Origin of the sequence: Siphonobacter curvatus (genome assembly GCF_002943425.1) — a bacterium.
Taxonomy (GTDB): Bacteria; Bacteroidota; Bacteroidia; order Cytophagales; family Spirosomataceae; genus Siphonobacter; species Siphonobacter curvatus.
On sequence record NZ_PTRA01000001.1, the window covers coordinates 2,088,320 to 2,106,213 of the forward strand.

The 17,894-nt window shown below is 44.5% G+C and carries 20 protein-coding genes and 1 other RNA gene; 12 read left to right on the top strand and 9 right to left on the bottom strand.

What is annotated here, in order from left to right; all coding sequences use genetic code 11:
* Positions 1 to 126: 126 nt before the first annotated feature.
* Positions 127 to 1,986, top strand: coding sequence for a PAS domain-containing hybrid sensor histidine kinase/response regulator (locus tag C5O19_RS08575; RefSeq protein WP_104711335.1), 1,860 nt, complete (start codon positions 127 to 129; stop codon positions 1,984 to 1,986).
* A 938-nt stretch (positions 1,987 to 2,924) separates the two neighbouring features.
* Here C5O19_RS08575 and C5O19_RS08585 read toward each other — a convergent pair.
* From C5O19_RS08585 to C5O19_RS08595, 3 genes are all read right to left on the bottom strand, one after another.
* A complete protein-coding gene (locus C5O19_RS08585; RefSeq protein WP_104711339.1) occupies positions 2,925 to 3,359 on the bottom strand; it encodes a DUF5958 family protein in 435 nt (144 codons plus the stop codon).
* A 112-nt stretch (positions 3,360 to 3,471) separates the two neighbouring features.
* Complete coding sequence (locus C5O19_RS08590; protein ID WP_104711341.1) at positions 3,472 to 3,969, bottom strand: hypothetical protein; 498 nt, start codon at positions 3,967 to 3,969, stop codon at positions 3,472 to 3,474.
* A 606-nt stretch (positions 3,970 to 4,575) separates the two neighbouring features.
* Positions 4,576 to 4,848 (bottom strand): hypothetical protein, encoded by a 273-nt coding sequence (locus tag C5O19_RS08595; protein ID WP_104711343.1) that lies wholly within the window; start codon positions 4,846 to 4,848, stop codon positions 4,576 to 4,578.
* Positions 4,849 to 5,126: 278 nt separating this feature from the next.
* Here C5O19_RS08595 and C5O19_RS08600 point away from each other — a divergent pair, with 278 nt between their 5' ends.
* From C5O19_RS08600 to C5O19_RS08620, 5 genes are all read left to right on the top strand, one after another.
* Positions 5,127 to 5,597, top strand: coding sequence for a DUF6985 domain-containing protein (locus C5O19_RS08600; protein WP_104711345.1), 471 nt, complete (start codon positions 5,127 to 5,129; stop codon positions 5,595 to 5,597).
* A 180-nt stretch (positions 5,598 to 5,777) separates the two neighbouring features.
* Positions 5,778 to 5,966, top strand: a complete 189-nt coding sequence (locus C5O19_RS25975; protein ID WP_165795972.1) for a hypothetical protein — start codon at positions 5,778 to 5,780, stop codon at positions 5,964 to 5,966.
* Between the two features lie 104 nt (positions 5,967 to 6,070).
* Entirely contained in the window at positions 6,071 to 6,607 is a 537-nt protein-coding gene (locus C5O19_RS08610) for a ligand-gated ion channel (protein WP_165795973.1), read from the top strand.
* Positions 6,608 to 6,647: 40 nt separating this feature from the next.
* Positions 6,648 to 7,163, top strand: a complete 516-nt coding sequence (locus tag C5O19_RS08615; protein ID WP_104711351.1) for a hypothetical protein — start codon at positions 6,648 to 6,650, stop codon at positions 7,161 to 7,163.
* A 96-nt stretch (positions 7,164 to 7,259) separates the two neighbouring features.
* Positions 7,260 to 7,673: a hypothetical protein gene (locus tag C5O19_RS08620; protein ID WP_133163329.1), complete on the top strand. Its 414-nt coding sequence runs from the start codon at positions 7,260 to 7,262 to the stop codon at positions 7,671 to 7,673.
* 282 nt (positions 7,674 to 7,955) lie between these two features.
* On the opposite strand, the gene C5O19_RS08625 is transcribed toward C5O19_RS08620, so the two are convergent.
* Positions 7,956 to 8,684 (bottom strand): beta propeller repeat protein, encoded by a 729-nt coding sequence (locus C5O19_RS08625; protein WP_104711354.1) that lies wholly within the window; start codon positions 8,682 to 8,684, stop codon positions 7,956 to 7,958.
* A gap of 529 nt (positions 8,685 to 9,213) precedes the next feature.
* Between C5O19_RS08625 and C5O19_RS25980 the strand changes: the two genes are divergently transcribed.
* The 4 genes from C5O19_RS25980 (at position 9,214) to C5O19_RS08660 (ending at position 12,894) form a co-directional block, all read left to right on the top strand.
* Positions 9,214 to 9,357, top strand: a complete 144-nt coding sequence (locus C5O19_RS25980; protein ID WP_165795974.1) for a hypothetical protein — start codon at positions 9,214 to 9,216, stop codon at positions 9,355 to 9,357.
* Between the two features lie 677 nt (positions 9,358 to 10,034).
* Complete coding sequence (locus C5O19_RS08645; protein ID WP_394341769.1) at positions 10,035 to 10,595, top strand: DUF7003 family protein; 561 nt, start codon at positions 10,035 to 10,037, stop codon at positions 10,593 to 10,595.
* A 202-nt stretch (positions 10,596 to 10,797) separates the two neighbouring features.
* Positions 10,798 to 11,484 (top strand): hypothetical protein, encoded by a 687-nt coding sequence (locus C5O19_RS08650; protein WP_133163330.1) that lies wholly within the window; start codon positions 10,798 to 10,800, stop codon positions 11,482 to 11,484.
* 249 nt (positions 11,485 to 11,733) lie between these two features.
* The gene (locus C5O19_RS08660) at positions 11,734 to 12,894 is read left to right on the top strand and encodes an outer membrane protein assembly factor BamB family protein (protein ID WP_104711366.1); all 1,161 of its coding nucleotides are present in this window, start codon (positions 11,734 to 11,736) and stop codon (positions 12,892 to 12,894) included.
* A gap of 52 nt (positions 12,895 to 12,946) precedes the next feature.
* On the opposite strand, the gene ssrA is transcribed toward C5O19_RS08660, so the two are convergent.
* The 3 genes from ssrA to C5O19_RS08675 form a co-directional block, all read right to left on the bottom strand.
* Positions 12,947 to 13,320: a transfer-messenger RNA gene (ssrA, locus tag C5O19_RS08665) on the bottom strand.
* 91 nt (positions 13,321 to 13,411) lie between these two features.
* Positions 13,412 to 13,804, bottom strand: a complete 393-nt coding sequence (locus C5O19_RS08670) for a co-chaperone GroES (protein WP_104711368.1) — start codon at positions 13,802 to 13,804, stop codon at positions 13,412 to 13,414.
* A 53-nt stretch (positions 13,805 to 13,857) separates the two neighbouring features.
* Positions 13,858 to 14,376 carry a metallophosphoesterase family protein gene (locus C5O19_RS08675; protein WP_104711370.1) on the bottom strand — a complete coding sequence of 173 codons (519 nt, stop codon included), beginning with the start codon at positions 14,374 to 14,376 and terminating at the stop codon, positions 13,858 to 13,860.
* A 192-nt stretch (positions 14,377 to 14,568) separates the two neighbouring features.
* Here C5O19_RS08675 and C5O19_RS08680 point away from each other — a divergent pair, with 192 nt between their 5' ends.
* Both C5O19_RS08680 and C5O19_RS08685 read left to right on the top strand, forming a co-directional pair.
* Positions 14,569 to 15,216: a hypothetical protein gene (locus tag C5O19_RS08680; protein WP_262509717.1), complete on the top strand. Its 648-nt coding sequence runs from the start codon at positions 14,569 to 14,571 to the stop codon at positions 15,214 to 15,216.
* Positions 15,217 to 15,270: 54 nt separating this feature from the next.
* The gene (locus C5O19_RS08685; RefSeq protein ID WP_104711374.1) at positions 15,271 to 16,023 is read left to right on the top strand and encodes an SDR family NAD(P)-dependent oxidoreductase; all 753 of its coding nucleotides are present in this window, start codon (positions 15,271 to 15,273) and stop codon (positions 16,021 to 16,023) included.
* A 46-nt stretch (positions 16,024 to 16,069) separates the two neighbouring features.
* On the opposite strand, the gene C5O19_RS08690 is transcribed toward C5O19_RS08685, so the two are convergent.
* Together C5O19_RS08690 and C5O19_RS08700 are read right to left on the bottom strand one after the other, a co-directional pair.
* Positions 16,070 to 16,573, bottom strand: a complete 504-nt coding sequence (locus C5O19_RS08690) for a DUF421 domain-containing protein (protein WP_104713996.1) — start codon at positions 16,571 to 16,573, stop codon at positions 16,070 to 16,072.
* Positions 16,574 to 16,999: 426 nt separating this feature from the next.
* Positions 17,000 to 17,887: a helix-turn-helix domain-containing protein gene (locus tag C5O19_RS08700; RefSeq protein WP_104711378.1), complete on the bottom strand. Its 888-nt coding sequence runs from the start codon at positions 17,885 to 17,887 to the stop codon at positions 17,000 to 17,002.
* Between the last annotated feature and the right edge of the window lie 7 nt (positions 17,888 to 17,894).

Sequence of the window (17,894 nt, forward strand, 5' to 3'; positions counted from 1 at the left end):
ATTAAAAAGTTAGCAATTCAGAAGTAGCTACGGATACTATGCTAGTAGAGCAGGCTAATAGTGCTGGCATGAAAGTAGTAGAGAAGTCTCCCATCCACTCGACTAGCCTATAATTATCCAATATCTATGAATACCCGTGACCAATCCACGCCTAAGGAAGCACTTCGACGGTTCATCTTTGAAAGTGCAAAAGACTACGCCATTCTCACTCTTGATTTAGACCGACGAGTTACCAGTTGGAGTACTGGTGCTGAAGCTTTATTGGGTTGGAAGGAAGAGGAAATTATCGGGCAGTTGGGCGATTTGTTCTTTGTGCCTGAAGACCGGGCTCAGGGGGCTCCTCAACAGGAAGCAGAAAAAGCCCTTACCGAAGGGCAGGCCGAAAATGAGCGTTGGCATCTGCGAAAGGATCAGTCCCGCTTTTATGGTTCAGGAATGACCACCCCATTACTAAACGAGCAAGGGCTAGTTATTGGGCTGACTAAAGTTATGCGTGATCTAACGGCTCAGAAACAGGCTGAGGATGCTCTTAAAGAAGCTCATGAGCGAATGATAGACATTCTCGAAAGTACAACGGATGCCTTTTACGCTTTGGATGCCCAGTTTCACTTTACGTACGTCAATGCAAAAGCAGCTCAGCTTTGGGGACGTGATCGTAATACACTCCTTGGTAAGCACTCCTGGACGGAATTTCCGAATGCGGTAGGGAGTGAATCGTATCGTAAGCACTATGAAGTACTGGAAACTGGTAAATCAGCTCAGTTTGAAACGATGTCGCCCTTAGTCGCTACCTGGATTGACGTCAACATATTCCTAAGTAAAGGCGGCGGTTTATCGGTCTTTTTTCGCGACATCACAGTCCGCAAGCAGGCTCAGCAGGCACTTCAGGAGGCTAATCGCCGCAAAGATGAATTTTTGGCCATGTTGGCTCATGAGCTTCGTAATCCCATGGCTACACTTCGAAATGGCTTGCAAATCTTATCGATGACGGACTCGACAAGCATCCAGACCAGGACGGTTGTCGAGCGAATGAGTCGACAAACCGATCATCTGGTACGCATGGTCGATGAGTTATTGGATGTCAGTCGCATCAGCCAAGGTAAGATCCACCTGCAGAAAGAACGCGTTAATCTGGTAGAACTGGTCCGCCAGGGCGTTGACTCCGTAAGCCATTTGTTTCAGGAAAAACACCAGACCCTCCAGGTCCGCTTACCTAACGAACCCATTGAAATTGAGGGGGATGCTACTAGACTTGTACAGGTAATCATAAATCTATTAAACAATGCCACCCGCTATACTCCTGAGCAAGGACAGATCGTGTTAACTCTGGAACATCAGGGAGGAGAGGTGGTCTTTCGGGTAGAGGATAATGGGATTGGTCTGGAACCGGATCAGCTCTCGGCTATCTTTGATTTATTCGTCCAGGTGGATAATTCACTAGCTCGGGCGAAAGGAGGACTAGGGATAGGCCTTACGCTGGTCAAGCGGCTGGTTGAAAAACACGGTGGCAAAGTGGAGGCCCAGAGCAAGGGCCTGGGCCAGGGGAGTACCTTCAGTGTGTACTTACCCACGTGGACCAGAGCCGGTGGCCTTCGCTCAGAGCAGGCTGGGGCAAAAACAGAACTCACTCGCCGCCGTATTCTACTCATCGATGATAATGCCGATGCTACTTACACGCTAGGTATGCTCTTAGAAATCAAAGGCTATGAGGTGCATACTATAAACAGTGGAATAGCGGGCTTACAAGTCGCCCAGAGTCTTAGTCCCGATGTAATCCTCTTAGATATTGGCATGCCGGACATGGATGGCTATGAGACCTGTCGGCAGATTCGTCAGCAACCCTGGGGACACGACCTGTTTATTGTTGCGGTATCGGGGTATGGACAAGACGAAGATAAGCAGAAGGCCGAGGAGGCAGGCTTTAACCGGCACTTAACCAAACCTGTGGACTTTGAAACGCTTTTGCAACTGCTGAATAGTCTTTAGAGTTACGGGACTGAACTGTGTAAAAGGTTATTCACTACTTGGCTAGATTTTACCAGCTCAGTGTTAATGATTTAAATGGTTAATGTCAAGGAGTCTTCTCAAAATTGAGGGCTCTGATAATGAGGCGGTTCACCTAAAGGTGAAGGCCCTCGACATCAGGTCAAAACTCTATCAAGCAAGCTCGGCAGTCGTCGGGCTTGTTTTGTTAGGGGAGCACTACGGAGATTTTCCGATAGGTGATTATCACAGGACGGACATTACCCAGAATATACGTACGATTGAGGCTGTAACCGACTTCCTACTATCTTTGCGTTAACCCTTTGTCCACTACTGACCTGTATGAAGTTTTTTTTCGCCGCTTTCCTTTCTGTAGCCCTTTGCTATGCTTTAAGTGCCTGCAGGTGGTGACAGCGGACAGCCGCAAACGTTTGTAAGCGACTTAGTGGTAGATGGTCAAGTACTGGCTAGTGTCGTGAACCGTGCAAACAAAACAATAGTCGCTTCGGTTAGGAAATAGTGTTTCATTGAGAAAGCCTGGTGACGTTATCAAATAAAGACTGAGGAAGCTTATGAGTGGGTGAAATGATTATTTCTTTAGGTTCAGGTGCTTGGCTGTGAACAATTAAAGGAAACAAAAGGAATAAGAATAGTAAAGCTTTACGCATAACGGTACAGATTTAAATACTGCAAATTAAAGGGCTGGATAGACGCCGGCAAACCGTTCATCTAATAGCCTATCAGCGGAGGTGCGGAAAGATTGTTAATGGCTTAGGGAATTTTTCAATAATTTAGAAAAATTACAAAGTGCTGATTAGTAAGGTGTTAAAAAGTTTACATCCTGATTTTGCAAAGTCTCTATAGCCATCAAGACAGCATTAACCTTTTACTAGAATTTTAGTATAATTCCTGCATTCTCGAATGACCTGCCTGTAACAACATCAAGACATTCCTAACACGTGCTTGGCCCTTTCCAGGTTGACGCTTTGCGACAGATCCCAATACCACCATTTATTAGGATTATTCTTTTCTAGCTCATAGCGACGCAAGTAAGCGACTTGGAATAGATGGAGCATCAATAGATAAGACTTCAATAGTTCGCCTCTGGGCAGTTCAATGATTCGGGTGATGCCTGTCTTCACTCCATAGGTTTTCAGCACCACACAGGGCGTGTACGTGCGTTTTAGACGGCTGTTAGTAATAGCTGTTTCAATGTCCTCTTCCTTGGGCTTCGATTGAATGATAAGGAGTTGTAGATCGCTGAGGAGGGCCTTTTGACTGGATTCACTCCATTGCATCAAGCACTCGGTTAGTATTTCCACCGAAAGAAGCCCTTGAGCAAAGAGGTTGAGTTGTAATGCTTCGTATGAGGTCATTTAAGTGAATGGACAAGAACTGTATACCTTCGAGCGTGAAAGGGTACCTGTCAAACCCTCCCCGGTTGCTTAAGGCGTCTGACCCACCCCCGGGGTGTTTAGTGGAGGATTCTTATAGCAGTATTATATCTTTTTGATCGGGCAATTCTTTGACAGCTTTTTGATTATAAATCCAGTCCTTGAGTTGGGATCGTAAAGCTTTATAGCGTTTGACTTTAATAATCTCTAGGGGACTTGCATCACAGGTTGGATTGTAGGTTACCTTTTGAACAGTGCCCTTGTAATAAATGATTAATTCTTCGGGTAAATAAGGAAAGGCTCCTCCACCGAAGCATTCAAAATACTCAGGGAAACTTTGAAAATCAGCCTCGCAAAAGGCTTGATAAAAAGCTTTCTTTTTTGCCATAGACAAGGGTATATGAGCCTGTGAATTAGAATTGATACCTGTATGAAATTTGGTATAAATACCCTTAGATGAGTCATAGGAATCGTAATGGCTAGCGATAATCACAAATGAAAAGTCGGCCGGCATTTCTTCGTCGTACTTGCTTTTGCAGGCAGAGAGAAAAGTAGTGACCAGCAGAAGAACGGCTAGAGATAAACGAGGCATAAGATGAGGCTAGGAATTATAGCATCTAATCTACACAAACTAGTCGATTCAAAAGTGTACTAGATAGCTAACCTCAATCCGGTAAACCGAAACTGCCTGATAATCAGCGATGTGATTTTTCCTCCGGGCGGGGCGTTGGCGTTCTTCATCATGACGAACCCCCGCAGTGGACTTCTCTAGCTAACAGGCCATTCGCTTCGCTCATTAATAGAAGACTCGTTAGAGGGGATTGGGATTCGACTTCTGCACGCTGAAGAACCTAATTGTAACGACTCATTTTTTGCTGGGCCTTCACATAACCAAAACCCTATTTAGAGGTGTTTAAACCCGGATTGTGGCTATTCCTATCGTTATAGTTTTGCTGGGAGCATAGCTATAACGTGGGATTATTCCACCTTTTGCAAAAGGTAATCCCGAGTTACCTTAAGGCTATAGAGCTTAGCGTAAGAGAGTCCAATATTGGGCTATCCGTCGGCTTGACTTGGGAGAACGCAATTTTGCGTCATCCGATGGCTCTCATTCAGTCAAGTGGTAATCCCTTGCTTCCCCTGAAGGGGGGCAAGATGGTAAGCACCTTTTAAAATTGATTCAGGATCACCTTTTAGCTTAAGGCTTGCTTTCTTTACCATACCATTCTTGAAAGCTATCTTCGTCCCTCAACGCTTTAGGCAGGAATTCTTTAGCGGTGGTTAAAATGCCTTCCCATTGCTCTAGAGTCAATACTACTTTTTCAGCTATGGGGTAAATCGTGAAGGAAAGCTCCCGGTCGTCGGTAATGCCGATCTCCATAAAAGGATTCAACTGCTGCTCTTTAAAGAGTTCCAGATAAGGATAGGTGAAGTTAATGTCTCCTACCTTTTCAATGCGAATGGGTGTCATAGCTGCGATAACGAATACTAGTTAAAGATAGTAGAACGTGGCAAATCTTCATGATTGAGGTCAACTCAAAACTGAGTCGGCTAAATACCGGTGAGGGCGGCATTATAATGTCTCCAAAAAGGATATTTAGAGGGTGGATGTGTGAACGCTGTATGGACACCTGCTAAGCCAGGATTTTGACCGCTTTAGGCAAGCCTTTTATCAGTATATTAGCTAGTCAATTAACCTAACGTTTGACCATAGAACACTGAAGTAGCACTTTTTCCTTCTTAGCTATTATGCTTATCAAAAATATCAGTGTCGATCCTCTCTTACCTGACACCCTACAGGGACACGTTTACTTTCCTCTATTCAACAAGGACATTCTTGTGATAGAGTTTACCGCCGATCATATCGAGTATGCCAATGCATGTGTAGGCTTGTTAGTAGACCTGAGTGATTTAATGATTTCTAAACTATGTCAAGCCTCTATTCGCTATTGCAATGCCTGTTTAGAAGCGATGGGTGAACCTATCAGGCACTTTGAAAACGAAAGAGAAGTACTTGCTCTGGTTGACCCTAGGGCTTTGATTATAGGGTATAGTAATGTAGTTCCAGCTATACATTTAGAACTGAGTTGTGAATGGGAGAAAGAACATGGGATGGAATGGGCTATACTCCAGAATGAAGTTAAATATGTTAGTTCCTTTCAAGGGATTGGGCCTTTCGATGAGTTAGATGAAAATGATTCTAATTTTGCCAAGCCTTGATTTTTATACGCTTTCAAAAGCTTTACATAACCTTTGATTCTACAACGGAGCACAACCATGACAGACTCTAATCGTCAAGAACTAATACGTATGATAGAATCTGCTATAGGCACCACGGTACCCGCAAATCCTATTTTTTTTGAGGGCTTAGGCATTGACGGTGATGACTGTGTAGAGCTAATGAAAAACCTCGCTATTAAATATGAGATCGATATGACGGATTATCAGCCCCTGGATTATCAGGCAACCGAATACGAAATCAGTACGTCTTGGTTCGGGGAAGTTAAACTTGATCGTCGGTTAAAAACATTTGACTTGGAGCATTTGATTAGCGTGATCAATCGGAAGAAATGGTATAGTCCTCGCTAGTTCAACATCTGACGGATTATAGAACAGTTTAAGGTAATAACCTATTGGAGAAACGATACGAAATCCTGGAAAGCCTTCCACCGTATGGCCCCATGTATATACCTGTGAGTCCCACAGACCATCCATTTTTAAGTCTTTACAGCGAAGGATTTGTTATTAGGTTTTATACCACCGATGGCGGGAGCTGGGTAGCTAACTTTAACCTTGGAGATACCACCTTTCATCAGGTATTTGACTTCCCTGAAACGGATCTAACGCTAGTCATTGCTGGCGGCAGGGGCTATGTAATGAATCGCAATCAGGTTAAGCCCCTTTCTAGCTTCGGTGGTGATCTACAAATGGCTTTACGTACCCCTCAAGGCGAAGTTGTTGCTGCCAGTGCCACCGCTATTGCCATTCTTAACTCAAAGGGAGAGCAGTGGACCAGTTCCAGACTTTCTTGGGATGGAATCAAGGATTTAAGCTTAGAAGGTAGATTGCTTCAGGGATATAGTCATGATCCCATAGATGATAAGGATGAATGGGTAGCCTTTACGGTAGACTTGGATAGCAAGCAAAGCAACGGGGGAAGTTATGCTAGGTACTTTCATGCAGAGGGCAGTCCTAAGAAGACCAGGCGGTGGTGGCCATTTTTGGCTTAACATAACTAGTACTTAATATAACGTTAGAGATTACCAACAAATGAAATTAGAACTTAGAGATTCTCTTAGAGGAGGGGTTGATAAAACTATTAAGCAAATCTGCTGGGTAAACTTCGACGATGGTTTGGAAAAAGGGGCAGAGCCTTCAGAACAAGTATTGATTAGTTTCGAAGATTCTGAAGTACTGCTAGTGATTGAAGATGCTCTTGATGGGGAACGTATAGATGTATGCTTAGAAAAGACTTTGATGGTAAACAAAGCAAAAGAGTTAACAGTACCGGGTCGATGTAAAGTCTGTGAAGTTTCTGGTAGTGAGATGGAGTATCAATTAATTGGAAAGAAAGTAGATCAGATCCTTTATTCTAAAGACCGAAAGGAGTTTGTTATTAATAGCCAGACCATAAGCGGTAATTTAGACAAATGTGTAGGAATACAGATTCTGTGCGGGTCTCTAAGATGGATGATCTTCAATAATGGAGTGGGCATATACTCAGGTATCAACGCTCCATATGTCCCATGTTTTGAAGAGACTTACGAATGGTTTAATACTGTATAGACTTTTACAAACGACCCTCGGCCAAATGTGAAGTGTCTGCACTCGCACGCGAGCACCTTAACTCCTATATTAGCCTTTGGAATTAAACTTATGATTATGCGTAGTAAAGAAGGCTATACGATCTATCTGCAGGATTTTATGCGAAACATCTATGTGGTCTGCCCATCTTGCCACAAGCAGGCGATAGTCCAGCAAACTTCAACCTTCCGAATTACCTGTTTTAGCTGTGGTTACTCTAAGCTTGAGAAGAATTACAGGGCGGCAGGGCTTTCTTCATTTGGGGGTTATACGCTTTGGTTAACGACGGAATGTCATGGCAATGAGTTGTGGGCCTATAACTACGAGCACCTAGCGTTCTTACGATTACATGTGGAAGCAAAGCTCAGGGAGCGGAATGGCGTTGAAATGAGTAACCAGACTTTAGCAAGCCGTCTGCCCCGATGGATGTTAAGCAAGAAATATCGGCAGGATGTATTGAAGTCGATCATCCGTCTAGAAAGGAAGAGGTAAATAAATAAGCACTCGCATGCAACCACCTACCCTAAAACCCGGTATTTCTCGACCTTCTCCCTCAAGCCCTCTTTGTAGAGGCCCAATATATAGTAGATAGCTAAGTCAGATAGCTGGAAGGCTTTTCGAGGGCAGAATTGGGTGTAAACAGGGCTTTCAGGAGACGAATCAGTCCAGCAGTTGAGCAAAGACGACTTAGCTATATAGTCCACTGTGTCTATCAATTACAAGAAAGCCTACTCGTGATAGCGAGTAGGCTTCTTCATTGGATGAATAGTCAGATCAAGGTAATGGTTTTTTAGAGATATAGATGACGCCACGCTGCCCATCGCAGAACTTGAAGTCTTTTATACCTCCGCATACGGCAGCGGAGCCGGAGATGTATAAACGTTGCTGAGAGTCCAGATAGATACTTTGGATCTGATGCTCCTGAGGCAAAGCTACCCGGCGACCCGTGGACGTCTTATAGCCTATGGTTTGGACATAGCTACTCGAGCAATTGGGACACGTGGGTGTTAACAGCTGATCAATTTCATACACCACTCCATTCGCGGCTTTTAGGCGGTTACGAGGTACGCGTAAGCTGTCGCGTTGAGCAATGGTTAACGTACGCGGAGGAATGCTAAACCAAGACTTGCCCTGATCTGTGCTGTAATCGCCAGGGTTAGCGGCGTACTTTTCTGGATAAGCAGAGCTTGACCATTGAGAAGACAAGGTAAATAGAGTGTCTGCCCGGGGGGCAAAGGCCATCACCCAAGCCATAACTGAATAATCGCTCTTATGCCAGGACTTGCCTCGATCTTGCGTATAGTAGAGCTTATAGCCCGTTGAAATGACAAGCGTACTGTCAATGTTACCATACACACCCCAGACTTCCCGTTCTTCAGGGGCCGTTAGAATAAGCCAATCCTGGGTTTCACGAGGTTGACCTGCTTTGTCAGGATTTTTGGAGTCAGGCTTACAGGAAAAGAAGGCAACCACCAGGAAGGTAAGTAGGTAAAAGGTTTTCATAAGGTCGAATAGTTCAGGGCAGAAAGCTACTGCTCAACCTTTAATCACCCAAGCCGGGTTACGTTAAAAGAAGTTAAGGGCTTCCTATGAGCTAGAAACGCAGCTTTTGATGGAAGTAAAATATTTCTTGAATTATTTGTGGGAATATTCCACGAGTCCTACGCCTTTGAACCATGCAAACATTTACAAGTATCGAGGAGGCGTTTAAAGGGTAGCTTGCTCATATCGATCCCTCATTACCAGCTGATGTCAAGAAAAGCAAGTTTACAAATGCCTGGAGGGACTATATACACTACAAAGGAACCTCAGACAAGAGAATGCTCGAAATCCTTCATGAATATGGGAAAGTCAAGGTTAAGACTGTTGTCAAATTCACTTCTAACTAAGGAGTCTATTTTTTTAACCTTTTTTGTGAAGATTCTCCACAAATCAAATCTTAAACCACTGACCATTATGATTACGCTTCCTTTTTCATCTTCGCACCGACGGCATTGCCGATAAAGAATTTCCGGTCATATATACAAAGGTCATGCTCAATGGCACCCGGGTTAACATGGGCTCCACTGGACTTCGGGTTACCCGCGAAAACTGGGACTTCCGTTTACGTCGCTACAAAGGCAGAGACGCTATATCCTTGGCCAATAACGCTCAGCTCGATGGCATCGAAAGCTAGATTCGTTCGATTATTCTCTACTTCGAATCTCGCCAAGAAAAGCTTACGCCCCCTAAGCTCAAAGAGAGGTTTAAACCCTCAGGCAACTTTGAAAAGCCCGTTCTTAAACTCGTCAACCTCTATTTGGAGGAGTCCGGCAAGATGGCTCAGGTAGGACAAATCGCTAAGTCATCACTGGCTACCCGCACCCATAAAGTGAAGCTGTTTCTCCAGTTTCTTGACCACGAGAATAAAATGTCGTTACTCATCGAGGAGCTACGAGGCCTTATTTTGGAACGTTACAAGAACTGGTATTGCTTCGGGGTTGCAAGCTTGCCTACGCTCAGAAATGCCAGCAGTTTGTCAAGTCATTTTTGCTCTAGTGATGGTATAATGGTCACGTAAAAGAAAACCGACTGGCGAACTATCGGGTGAAGGTGAACAAAACGCCCATCCTGGAACATCTTTCGGAGAAGGAAATAGCAAAGCTAGAGCGAACTGTATTTACTAAACGAGTGCAGGAGACCGTATACTGTTATCTATTTGCGTGTTATACCGGGCTAGCTTACGTTGATATGACGCTACTAAGTGAGGCCAGCATCGTTGAACAGGAGGGTCGGGAGTACTTGAAGGGAGGCCGGTAAAAGACGGGTACTAGCTTCTTTCTGCCGCACCGAGCTTTAATTGGAGAAATTGCCTTGTATTATATGGGTAATTGTATGGATTCTCTCTTAGAAAATCGTCCAGGGAGGCAACACATCACTAACTATAGCACTATTGTGCTTATTGATAGTGATGAATTTGAAAGAATCGAAAACAAGGGCGTAGGTGAAGAGGAGACCTTCGAACTCATCGATGCAGAGGTGAAGGAAATAATGATTCGAAATCAAATGGTTGCTTTTAATAACAATTACGAAGATTATGAGCAGTTAGGTATTGAAATTAGTGACTATGATAACCCTAAAAAACTCATCAGCTTTGATAATGTGCTGAGGTATTTCAACGAAACTAACCCAGCTCTGATTAGTGCTACGGAAGATGAACTTCGTCAATATCTTCCCAAAGACTTACCTAAGTTAATGACCCTGGACTCGTTTCATTTTATGAGTAGGTTCGAAGACGATAAATTCAACGTGCCCAGCAGCCAGGAAACCTTTCAGTTGATTGCAAAGGTCTTGGCGACGCAGGATCCAGCTCACTGGAAGCCTACGCAGGAACCCAATAACCATTGGTCAAACTGGGAATCTGGCTGGCTATAGACTCGCTATCATTGGGGTTACACGTTATTGTTAGGTACGCGGGTCTATATCTGGTCCGAGTAGACGGCCGGAAAATCTTCAACAATCCGGATCCGTTGGAGGTAGTGGATTTTATTAGGGTCAGCTAGCGTGTTATATTGCACACACATTACACCTAATCATCTTTGTCCACGTCCACCTTGCCACGAAGTTCTATTGCCTCATGAAAAAAGTACCGTTATTGGTAGGAGCATTCTTGCTTTTAGTGCTCTGGTCCTGCAAAAAAGATCAAGACGAATCGATCCCGTTTCCTCGCTACCTGGTGATGGATTATGTAAAAGCTAAAACCCCGATTAGACTTTTTACGGCTGGCAAAGAAATTACCGATCAGTCCATTATCAGTGCTTTTCTAAAAGACTCCACCTACACAGGATTTGAAAGATATACAAAGCATGCGAGCTACTTTGGGTATGAGAAGAGCCCCATTACTGCTGATACCCTTATCACCTTCACGCATTCCGATTCGGTGGTAGTGGGAAAGTTTGATGTGTATTCAAACCCTAGGCGTTCTGTGGTTAGGAAAGGCAAAGAGTTAGTCATCATTAGTCCCATATACGCTATTAGGTTATCTAACTCTCCAATAAATGAGATCGTAAAGCATAATCTCATCATTGAGGACTATATGCATCTACCTAATGAAGTTAGATTATACAAAGTTAGAGAGGTGTATGCGGCGTATGGGGATTACAACCAGCTAGAAATGCCCCGAATCAGCTACTTTTATAAAAGAGGAAATAGGGGTAATTCTTTAAGCACGTTAAATGAATTTGACGAATCCTATATAACTAAAGTAGCGAAAGGGGATACACTTGTCGTACAAGAGTATTTATTAGGTTTAAAAGCCAAATAAGGTCTCCTCAAAATTGAGGACTTTGATTATCAGGATTTTAAACCTAAAGGTGAAGGACCTCGACATCAGATTGAACCTCTATCAAGCAAGCTCGGCAGTCGTTGGGCTTGTTTTGTTTAGGGAGCACTACGAAGATTTCCCGATAGGTGATTATCACAGGACGGACACTGCCCAGAATATACGTAAGATTGAGGCTGTGATTGACTTCCTGCTATCTTTGCGTCAACGCGTTGTCCACTACTGCCCTGTATGAAGTTTTTTTCCGCTGCTTTCCTTTTTGTAGCCCTGTGCTATGTTTTCAGTGCCTGCAGAAAAGACAATCCGCCCGCGGAACCTGCGACCAATCAAACCATCTTCATAGCTGATAGCAAGGGTGGGCTTTATGCCTTTAATGCTCAAACGGGAGCAACACTTTGGGAAAAGCAAATTGACCATCCCGTAAGCGAAGGATTTGTGGTAGCCAATGGGTTGCTCTATATGCCAACCCTTGATCAAACCATTCAGACCTACGAGGTGCAGACGGGGAATTTGAAATGGGAAGTGAAGGTTGACAAGGCTAATCTATCCACCAATAATATAGTATTAACTAACGGCATACTATGTATCAGCGGGATTGATTATTTAGTAGGTTTAGATGCAACGACTGGGCAAAAGAAATGGGAGTTAACTTCCTTGGCTAATGATGGAATGATCTATGCTCAAAACGGAATAATATATATCAGATCGAGTGCTATTACCGCTATAGAGGCTTCCACGGGTACAGTTAAATGGCGAACCACATTAAAAGAATTTACTGAATCCCCATTTGTTATCGATCATGAATCTTTGTATGTGTTTTCATACGCCTCAGAACCAGACCCCTCCAGTCCCTTCGGATTTCCTAAGCCTTATGAACAAGTGACTCGACTGGACTTAAAAACAGGCAACATAAAATGGAGTCAACGGCTTGCTGGAACCGCGAGGACAAGATTATTTGCTTCTTCACCGGAACATCTGTTTATAAGATATAGAGGCTCGTTTGAATATCGCCTGATATCTCTAGCAAAAGAAGACGGTCGGCTGATTTGGGATATACCAGAAAAGCCAGGGTTTGGCTGGTCTTCGCCTTTTTACTCGAAGTCATACCTGTACATGGGGGCTGAGGATGGAGGATTTTATCAAATGCATGAAGAGACAGGAAGTTTCAAAAAAGTATTTCAGAGCAATGAGGCATTTCGAACCAGTCCTGTCATTGTCAACGGAATGATTTACGTCGGGGGCCGAGACCAGCGTTTGTATGCCGTTGAAGAGGCAACGGGGCAGGTAAAGTGGTCCGTGCCCGTCAAGAACGATCTATTCATTGTCTCACCCGTTGTACTTGATACTAAAGGAAAAGCCTATCACTACGCCGAATCAGGGATGTTAGACTAAGATAAGACCCATAATAATACAAAGAGAGAGCCTCAAACTGAGACTCTCTCTTTAGTGGAGACGGAGGGATTCGAACCCTCGTCCAGAACAGGGACGCCACGCATATTCTACATGCTTAGTTGTCTTTCGATTGTCGGGAATTCGTCAGGTCGACAACAAACCGAACGGATTCCGTATTCGCTAGTACTGATTAGGGCTTAACGAAATGGGCCCCTCAGACACTACCTTTCGACGTCCCGAACTCCGACCCGGTAGTGTGACGGTTCGGCGGAACGATGGCTAATGGTTAATCCTCCGGATTAAGCAGCCATAGCGTAGCTATTGTTGCCAGCTATTGTTTTAGAAGAATTTTACACGGAAGGTTCTTCCAACTTCCGACATGCTTACACCCGCAACTTCAACCCGCTGTCAATACCCGTCGTCCCCGGATGTTGATTGGGCGAAAATGATCGTTTTCATTTTCAGGTTCACAAATATAACTCCTTTTTCTGATAAATTGTTCAGAAAAGGCCTTTGTTTATAAGCCCAGCTCACTTAGTTCATCTTCCCGTACCATCAATAGTATGGCAGAATGAGGAATAATGAGGTACTTTTCACCATCAATTTCCACATCAAACGCATTCCGACGTAAAAATAAAATCTGATCGTTTTCGCGTACCTGTAGCGGAACGTATTTCACGTCTTCTTTTTTTTCTTTCCAGGGCTCATCCTCATCGCTGGCCGCTGGAATTGGAAAACCGGGGCCTACCTTGATGACTACGCCCTGCTGAATATCTTCTTTCTCCGTAACGGTAGGAGGTAAGTACAAACCCGAACGGGTTTTCTGCTGACCATCACTGGGGCGAACCAGTACCTTATCGCCCGCCATGATTAGTTTTCGTAACGTATGAATGCCTTCGAGCGTACTCATGATCTTTTTAAGTTATGCGGATTCGATTCGTTAAAAGGCCATTCCGTACGGGGTCAGACGGAAAAATTGTCAGGAATTTTGCCTCGCTTGCCAAGCTCTACTGCTTCTACGTCAAAAATTCGACCCTGATCGACTTTAAAGCGGAGTGCTGTCATGATTCGATGAAAGCCTTCTTTCCCCGCTGCACCCGGATTCATGAATAACATACCGCTGGAATCCCGCTCGACTCGCAGGATGTGCGAATGTCCACAGATCAGTACGTCGGGTTTTTGCTCCCGTAGCAGCTGACGGGCGTCAGGTTTGTAGCGGCCGGGCGTTCCGGCAATATGGGTCATACCCACGTTAACCCCTTCGCAGGTAAAATGATTGATCAGCGGAAACAGAGAACGTATTTGCGTACCATCAATGTTTCCGTATACGCCCTGAATGGGTCTGGCATACATTTGGAGGCGTTCATACACACTGGTACCCCAATCTCCTGCGTGCCAGATTTCGTCCGCCCAGCGACAGTGTGAATCAAGGGCTTCGTCGAACCAGCCGTGTGTGTCAGAAAATAATAAAATCTTTTTCATTTCTAAAGTATCCTTTTACCTTGCCACCCGGCAGTCGTTTCGCTGAAAGTCAGTGAAAATCATGTGTTACCTTCTGTTGAGATAACGTATAGAGACCCGTTATGCTTACCGTTATCTGAGTTGAACTACTTCCGGTTTCCTTGAAATCCTAAAGAAGTAATAAACTTTAATCAACAGACAATCAATGATTTATTGCTTATGATTATTACACCTTTTGAAACCGAACTGTATCAAAAACTCAGTGTTTTCTTCGCCGAGAATGGGTTTGAATTGCTTTCGGATCGAAAGCAGTTCAGAAAGCAAACGCCGGTTGGATTCTACAATGTTGTCTTTTCTACCTCGTATCGAACCAACGAAATCTGGTTGGATGTAAGCATTGGTTTGCGGCACCAGGAAATTGAATTTCTAGCCCAGCAATTTCTCGATAATGCCGAGGAATATCGCGAAGATGCAAATACACTGGTGATTTCAGTAGGGAAATTTAATGACGATAAATATTTCCGGTACAAGTTGCAAAGCACCGAAGATTTAAACGACGTTTGCGACCAGATCAAGGAATTTTTATTGAATCAGGGATTTGCCTTTATGGAAAAATATGGTTCGCTGAAAGCGTTGAATCACCTGCTCAACGATGAACCGACCAAACCTAGCAAGTTTCTGTATAATCAGATTCATCGTTGTTTTAAGGGAATTATCGTCGCCAGATTTAGTAATCACGAACGGTTTTTACGGCTGATCGACTTGTATCGGGTACAGGTGGCTAAACTAGGAGCGTCCATCGAGGAACAGCAAACATTCGAACGCTTGCTGAGCTTTCTCTTGTATCATTCGTTGAATTAATATTCCGTAAGTATCCGATTATCATTCTATCCGTACATCGGCAATTACTTTTTTATGTCACGTACCGCATTTATTACCGGAGCTACTTCCGGGATTGGCAGAGCGACGGCTTTCGCTTTTGCTGAACTGGGTTATCGGCTGTTATTGCACGGCCGACGCCAGGAACGACTGGATGAACTCAAAGAAAAACTGCAGGACAAGGTGGAAGTATACACGCTCAACTTCGACGTTCGCTACCGCGAAGATGTGGAAGAAGCGTTTTCTCGCGTACCAGAGTCCTGGCAGGAAATCGACATTCTGGTCAATAACGCGGGCAATGCTCACGGACTGGGTCCCATCCAGGAAAATGACCCCGACGATTGGGATGCCATGATTGATGGGAATGTAAAAGGTATTCTGTACGTGTCGAAACTGGTGATGCCTGGTATGATTGCCCGGCGAAGTGGCCACATCATTAACATCAGTTCGGTAGCGGGTAAGCAAACGTACCCTAACGGGACGGTGTATTGTGCTTCCAAGTCGGCTGTAGAAAGCATTAGTCAGGGCATGCGTATGGATTTGAACCCGTTTGGTGTCAAAGTTACCAACATCGCTCCAGGAGCCGTAGAAACGGAATTTTCACTGGTTCGTTTCAAGGGCGATGACAAACGGGCGGATCTGGTTTATCAGGGATTCACACCGCTTTCGGCCGAAGATATCGCCGAAACCATCACATTCGTAGTGACCCGGCCACCCCACGTGGTACTGGCCGACATTTTGATTTTCCCGACGGCTCAGGCTTCAGCCATGCTTCTGAAGAAAGACTAAGCGTTACGTATACGGCCTGCGTTATTGAGCAGGCCGTATAACTACTTTAGGTAGGGTTAATTTTGGGGCGGACTCTTTTGTGACGAGTCTTCTTCGAAAAGTCATCCGACATGACGCTGATATTTCCATCCACTTCCAAGACCGCTAGGTCAACCTTTTCCAAGCGTTCCACGCCGTGTTCGCGAATGGCAGCCTCCAGTTCATTGACGCTAATCTGAGCCTTCGCCAGATTCCGATCTTTCACGTGACCTTTATATACCAGTAAAATGGGCTCCCCCTGTAAGAGATGATTGATTCGTGGACTCCGGTACAAGAGTTTTTTCAGCACGAAATTACTCGCAAATAAAGCTCCCGCCGCGACTACTCCGCCCATCAAGCTCGTATCCGGACCTACCATTGCGTTTTGTACGGCATTGGAAATCAGTAAGACAAAAACCAGATCAACGACCGATAGCTGCGTGAGTTCCTTCTTTCCGAAAAAACGGATGCACACAATAATAAACAGGTAAACGGCCACGGCCCGGCCGCTAATGTTCAGTAGTTCATTCATAATCGGTTCGTAAAATAAGATGTGGGTCGCGAGCATCCAACACATCAGGGGTATCAGGTGATTTCTAATGGCTATATACCCGAAACGTAGGATTCTACCAAACACAAACCAATGAAGAAGGGGAACGGTAGGCGATAGCGTGGCTAACGGGTGAGCACTATGGTTAGCGTTACCCTGGCGATACTATTGAAGGCTATTATGAGACTTTTAACCTTGAAGGAACGGGTGAAGAGTAGTAGAAATTCGACTAGCAACGTTCTGCCTAAACATGGGTCAGGAAGCAGGAGTAAGGTAGTGGCAAGCATTGTAAAAGCTGAGGCCGGGTCATTGGTGAAATGACCCGGCCTCAGCTTTTACAATGGTAAGTATTTCTCTGATACCTTTAGTTTTGGCCAGATGATCAGTCTCTGAAGTAATTTTCAAAGATCAGTTAAAAGCCTGACGAAATTCCAGTGGCGATAGATTTGTCTTTTTCTTGAAAAGCGTGCTAAAGGATTGTGTGTGCTCAAAGCCCAGGGCATAGGCGATCTCGCTGACCGAGAGATTGGTTGTGGAAAGTTTTTCTTTGGCTTTCGCGATCAGTTTTTCATGAATATGTTGCTGGGTGTTCTGACCCGTATGAACTCGAAGTAGGTCACTCAAGTAGTTCGGCGACAGATTCATCTGTTCCGCAATATGTTTTACCGTGAGCAAACGCTGGGCGTCGTTGGTAAAGTAGTCATCGATCAACTGCTCGAACCGGGTTAACAGGGCTGAATTATTATTCTTGCGGGTCAAAAACTGCCGTTCATAAAACCGATTAGAATATTTTAGCAGGCTCTCGATCTGCGTCAGAATAATCTCCTGGGTATGCTTATCGATATGCTGGCATTCCTTGTCAATTTTATGAAGAATCGTGATCAGGTCATCTTCTTCTTCGGCTGACAGGTGCAGGGCTTCGTTTATCGCATAATCGAAAAAACCGTAGTGATGAATGCTGTTTGCGAGCGAATGCTGTAATAGGAAGTCCGGGTGAAAGATCAGGAGATAACCGGACCCGCATTCCATCGTATGCAGGTCCAGTTGCTGCACTTGATTGGGTGCGGTAAACGTCAGTACGCCTTTATCGTAATCATAATGCTGCTGTCCATACCTGATCTTGCCTTTGGCTTCGCGTTTGAGTGCCACGCAATAGAAGCGGTTGAAGAAACCTTTCCAGATCTCGTCTTCCAAAAAAACACTTTCTGTCAGATTGATCACACTCACCAGCGGGTGACGAGGTTCGGGTAAGGACAGTAGACGGTGAAATTCCGATATGGAGTTAATGGCGTTCATACCTAAA

Excerpts from the sequence above, each read along its gene's own strand:
- C5O19_RS08595 (WP_104711343.1), bottom strand. The coding sequence starts at position 4,848 with ATGACACCCATTCGCATTGAAAAGGTAGGAGACATTAACTTCACCTAT.
- C5O19_RS08690 (WP_104713996.1), bottom strand. The coding sequence starts at position 16,573 with ATGAATGAACTACTGAACATTAGCGGCCGGGCCGTGGCCGTTTACCTG.
- C5O19_RS08625 (WP_104711354.1), bottom strand. The coding sequence starts at position 8,684 with ATGAAAACCTTTTACCTACTTACCTTCCTGGTGGTTGCCTTCTTTTCC.
- C5O19_RS08700 (WP_104711378.1), bottom strand. The coding sequence starts at position 17,887 with ATGAACGCCATTAACTCCATATCGGAATTTCACCGTCTACTGTCCTTA.
- C5O19_RS08675 (WP_104711370.1), bottom strand. The coding sequence starts at position 14,376 with ATGAAAAAGATTTTATTATTTTCTGACACACACGGCTGGTTCGACGAA.
- C5O19_RS08615 (WP_104711351.1), top strand. The coding sequence starts at position 6,648 with ATGAAATTAGAACTTAGAGATTCTCTTAGAGGAGGGGTTGATAAAACT.
- C5O19_RS08620 (WP_133163329.1), top strand. The coding sequence starts at position 7,260 with ATGCGTAGTAAAGAAGGCTATACGATCTATCTGCAGGATTTTATGCGA.
- C5O19_RS25975 (WP_165795972.1), top strand. The coding sequence starts at position 5,778 with ATGAAAAACCTCGCTATTAAATATGAGATCGATATGACGGATTATCAG.
- C5O19_RS08685 (WP_104711374.1), top strand. The coding sequence starts at position 15,271 with ATGTCACGTACCGCATTTATTACCGGAGCTACTTCCGGGATTGGCAGA.
- C5O19_RS08650 (WP_133163330.1), top strand. The coding sequence starts at position 10,798 with ATGAAAAAAGTACCGTTATTGGTAGGAGCATTCTTGCTTTTAGTGCTC.
- C5O19_RS08590 (WP_104711341.1), bottom strand. The coding sequence starts at position 3,969 with ATGCCTCGTTTATCTCTAGCCGTTCTTCTGCTGGTCACTACTTTTCTC.
- C5O19_RS08600 (WP_104711345.1), top strand. The coding sequence starts at position 5,127 with ATGCTTATCAAAAATATCAGTGTCGATCCTCTCTTACCTGACACCCTA.
- C5O19_RS08670 (WP_104711368.1), bottom strand. The coding sequence starts at position 13,804 with ATGAGTACGCTCGAAGGCATTCATACGTTACGAAAACTAATCATGGCG.
- C5O19_RS08575 (WP_104711335.1), top strand. The coding sequence starts at position 127 with ATGAATACCCGTGACCAATCCACGCCTAAGGAAGCACTTCGACGGTTC.
- C5O19_RS25980 (WP_165795974.1), top strand. The coding sequence starts at position 9,214 with ATGCTCAATGGCACCCGGGTTAACATGGGCTCCACTGGACTTCGGGTT.
- C5O19_RS08585 (WP_104711339.1), bottom strand. The coding sequence starts at position 3,359 with ATGACCTCATACGAAGCATTACAACTCAACCTCTTTGCTCAAGGGCTT.
- C5O19_RS08660 (WP_104711366.1), top strand. The coding sequence starts at position 11,734 with ATGAAGTTTTTTTCCGCTGCTTTCCTTTTTGTAGCCCTGTGCTATGTT.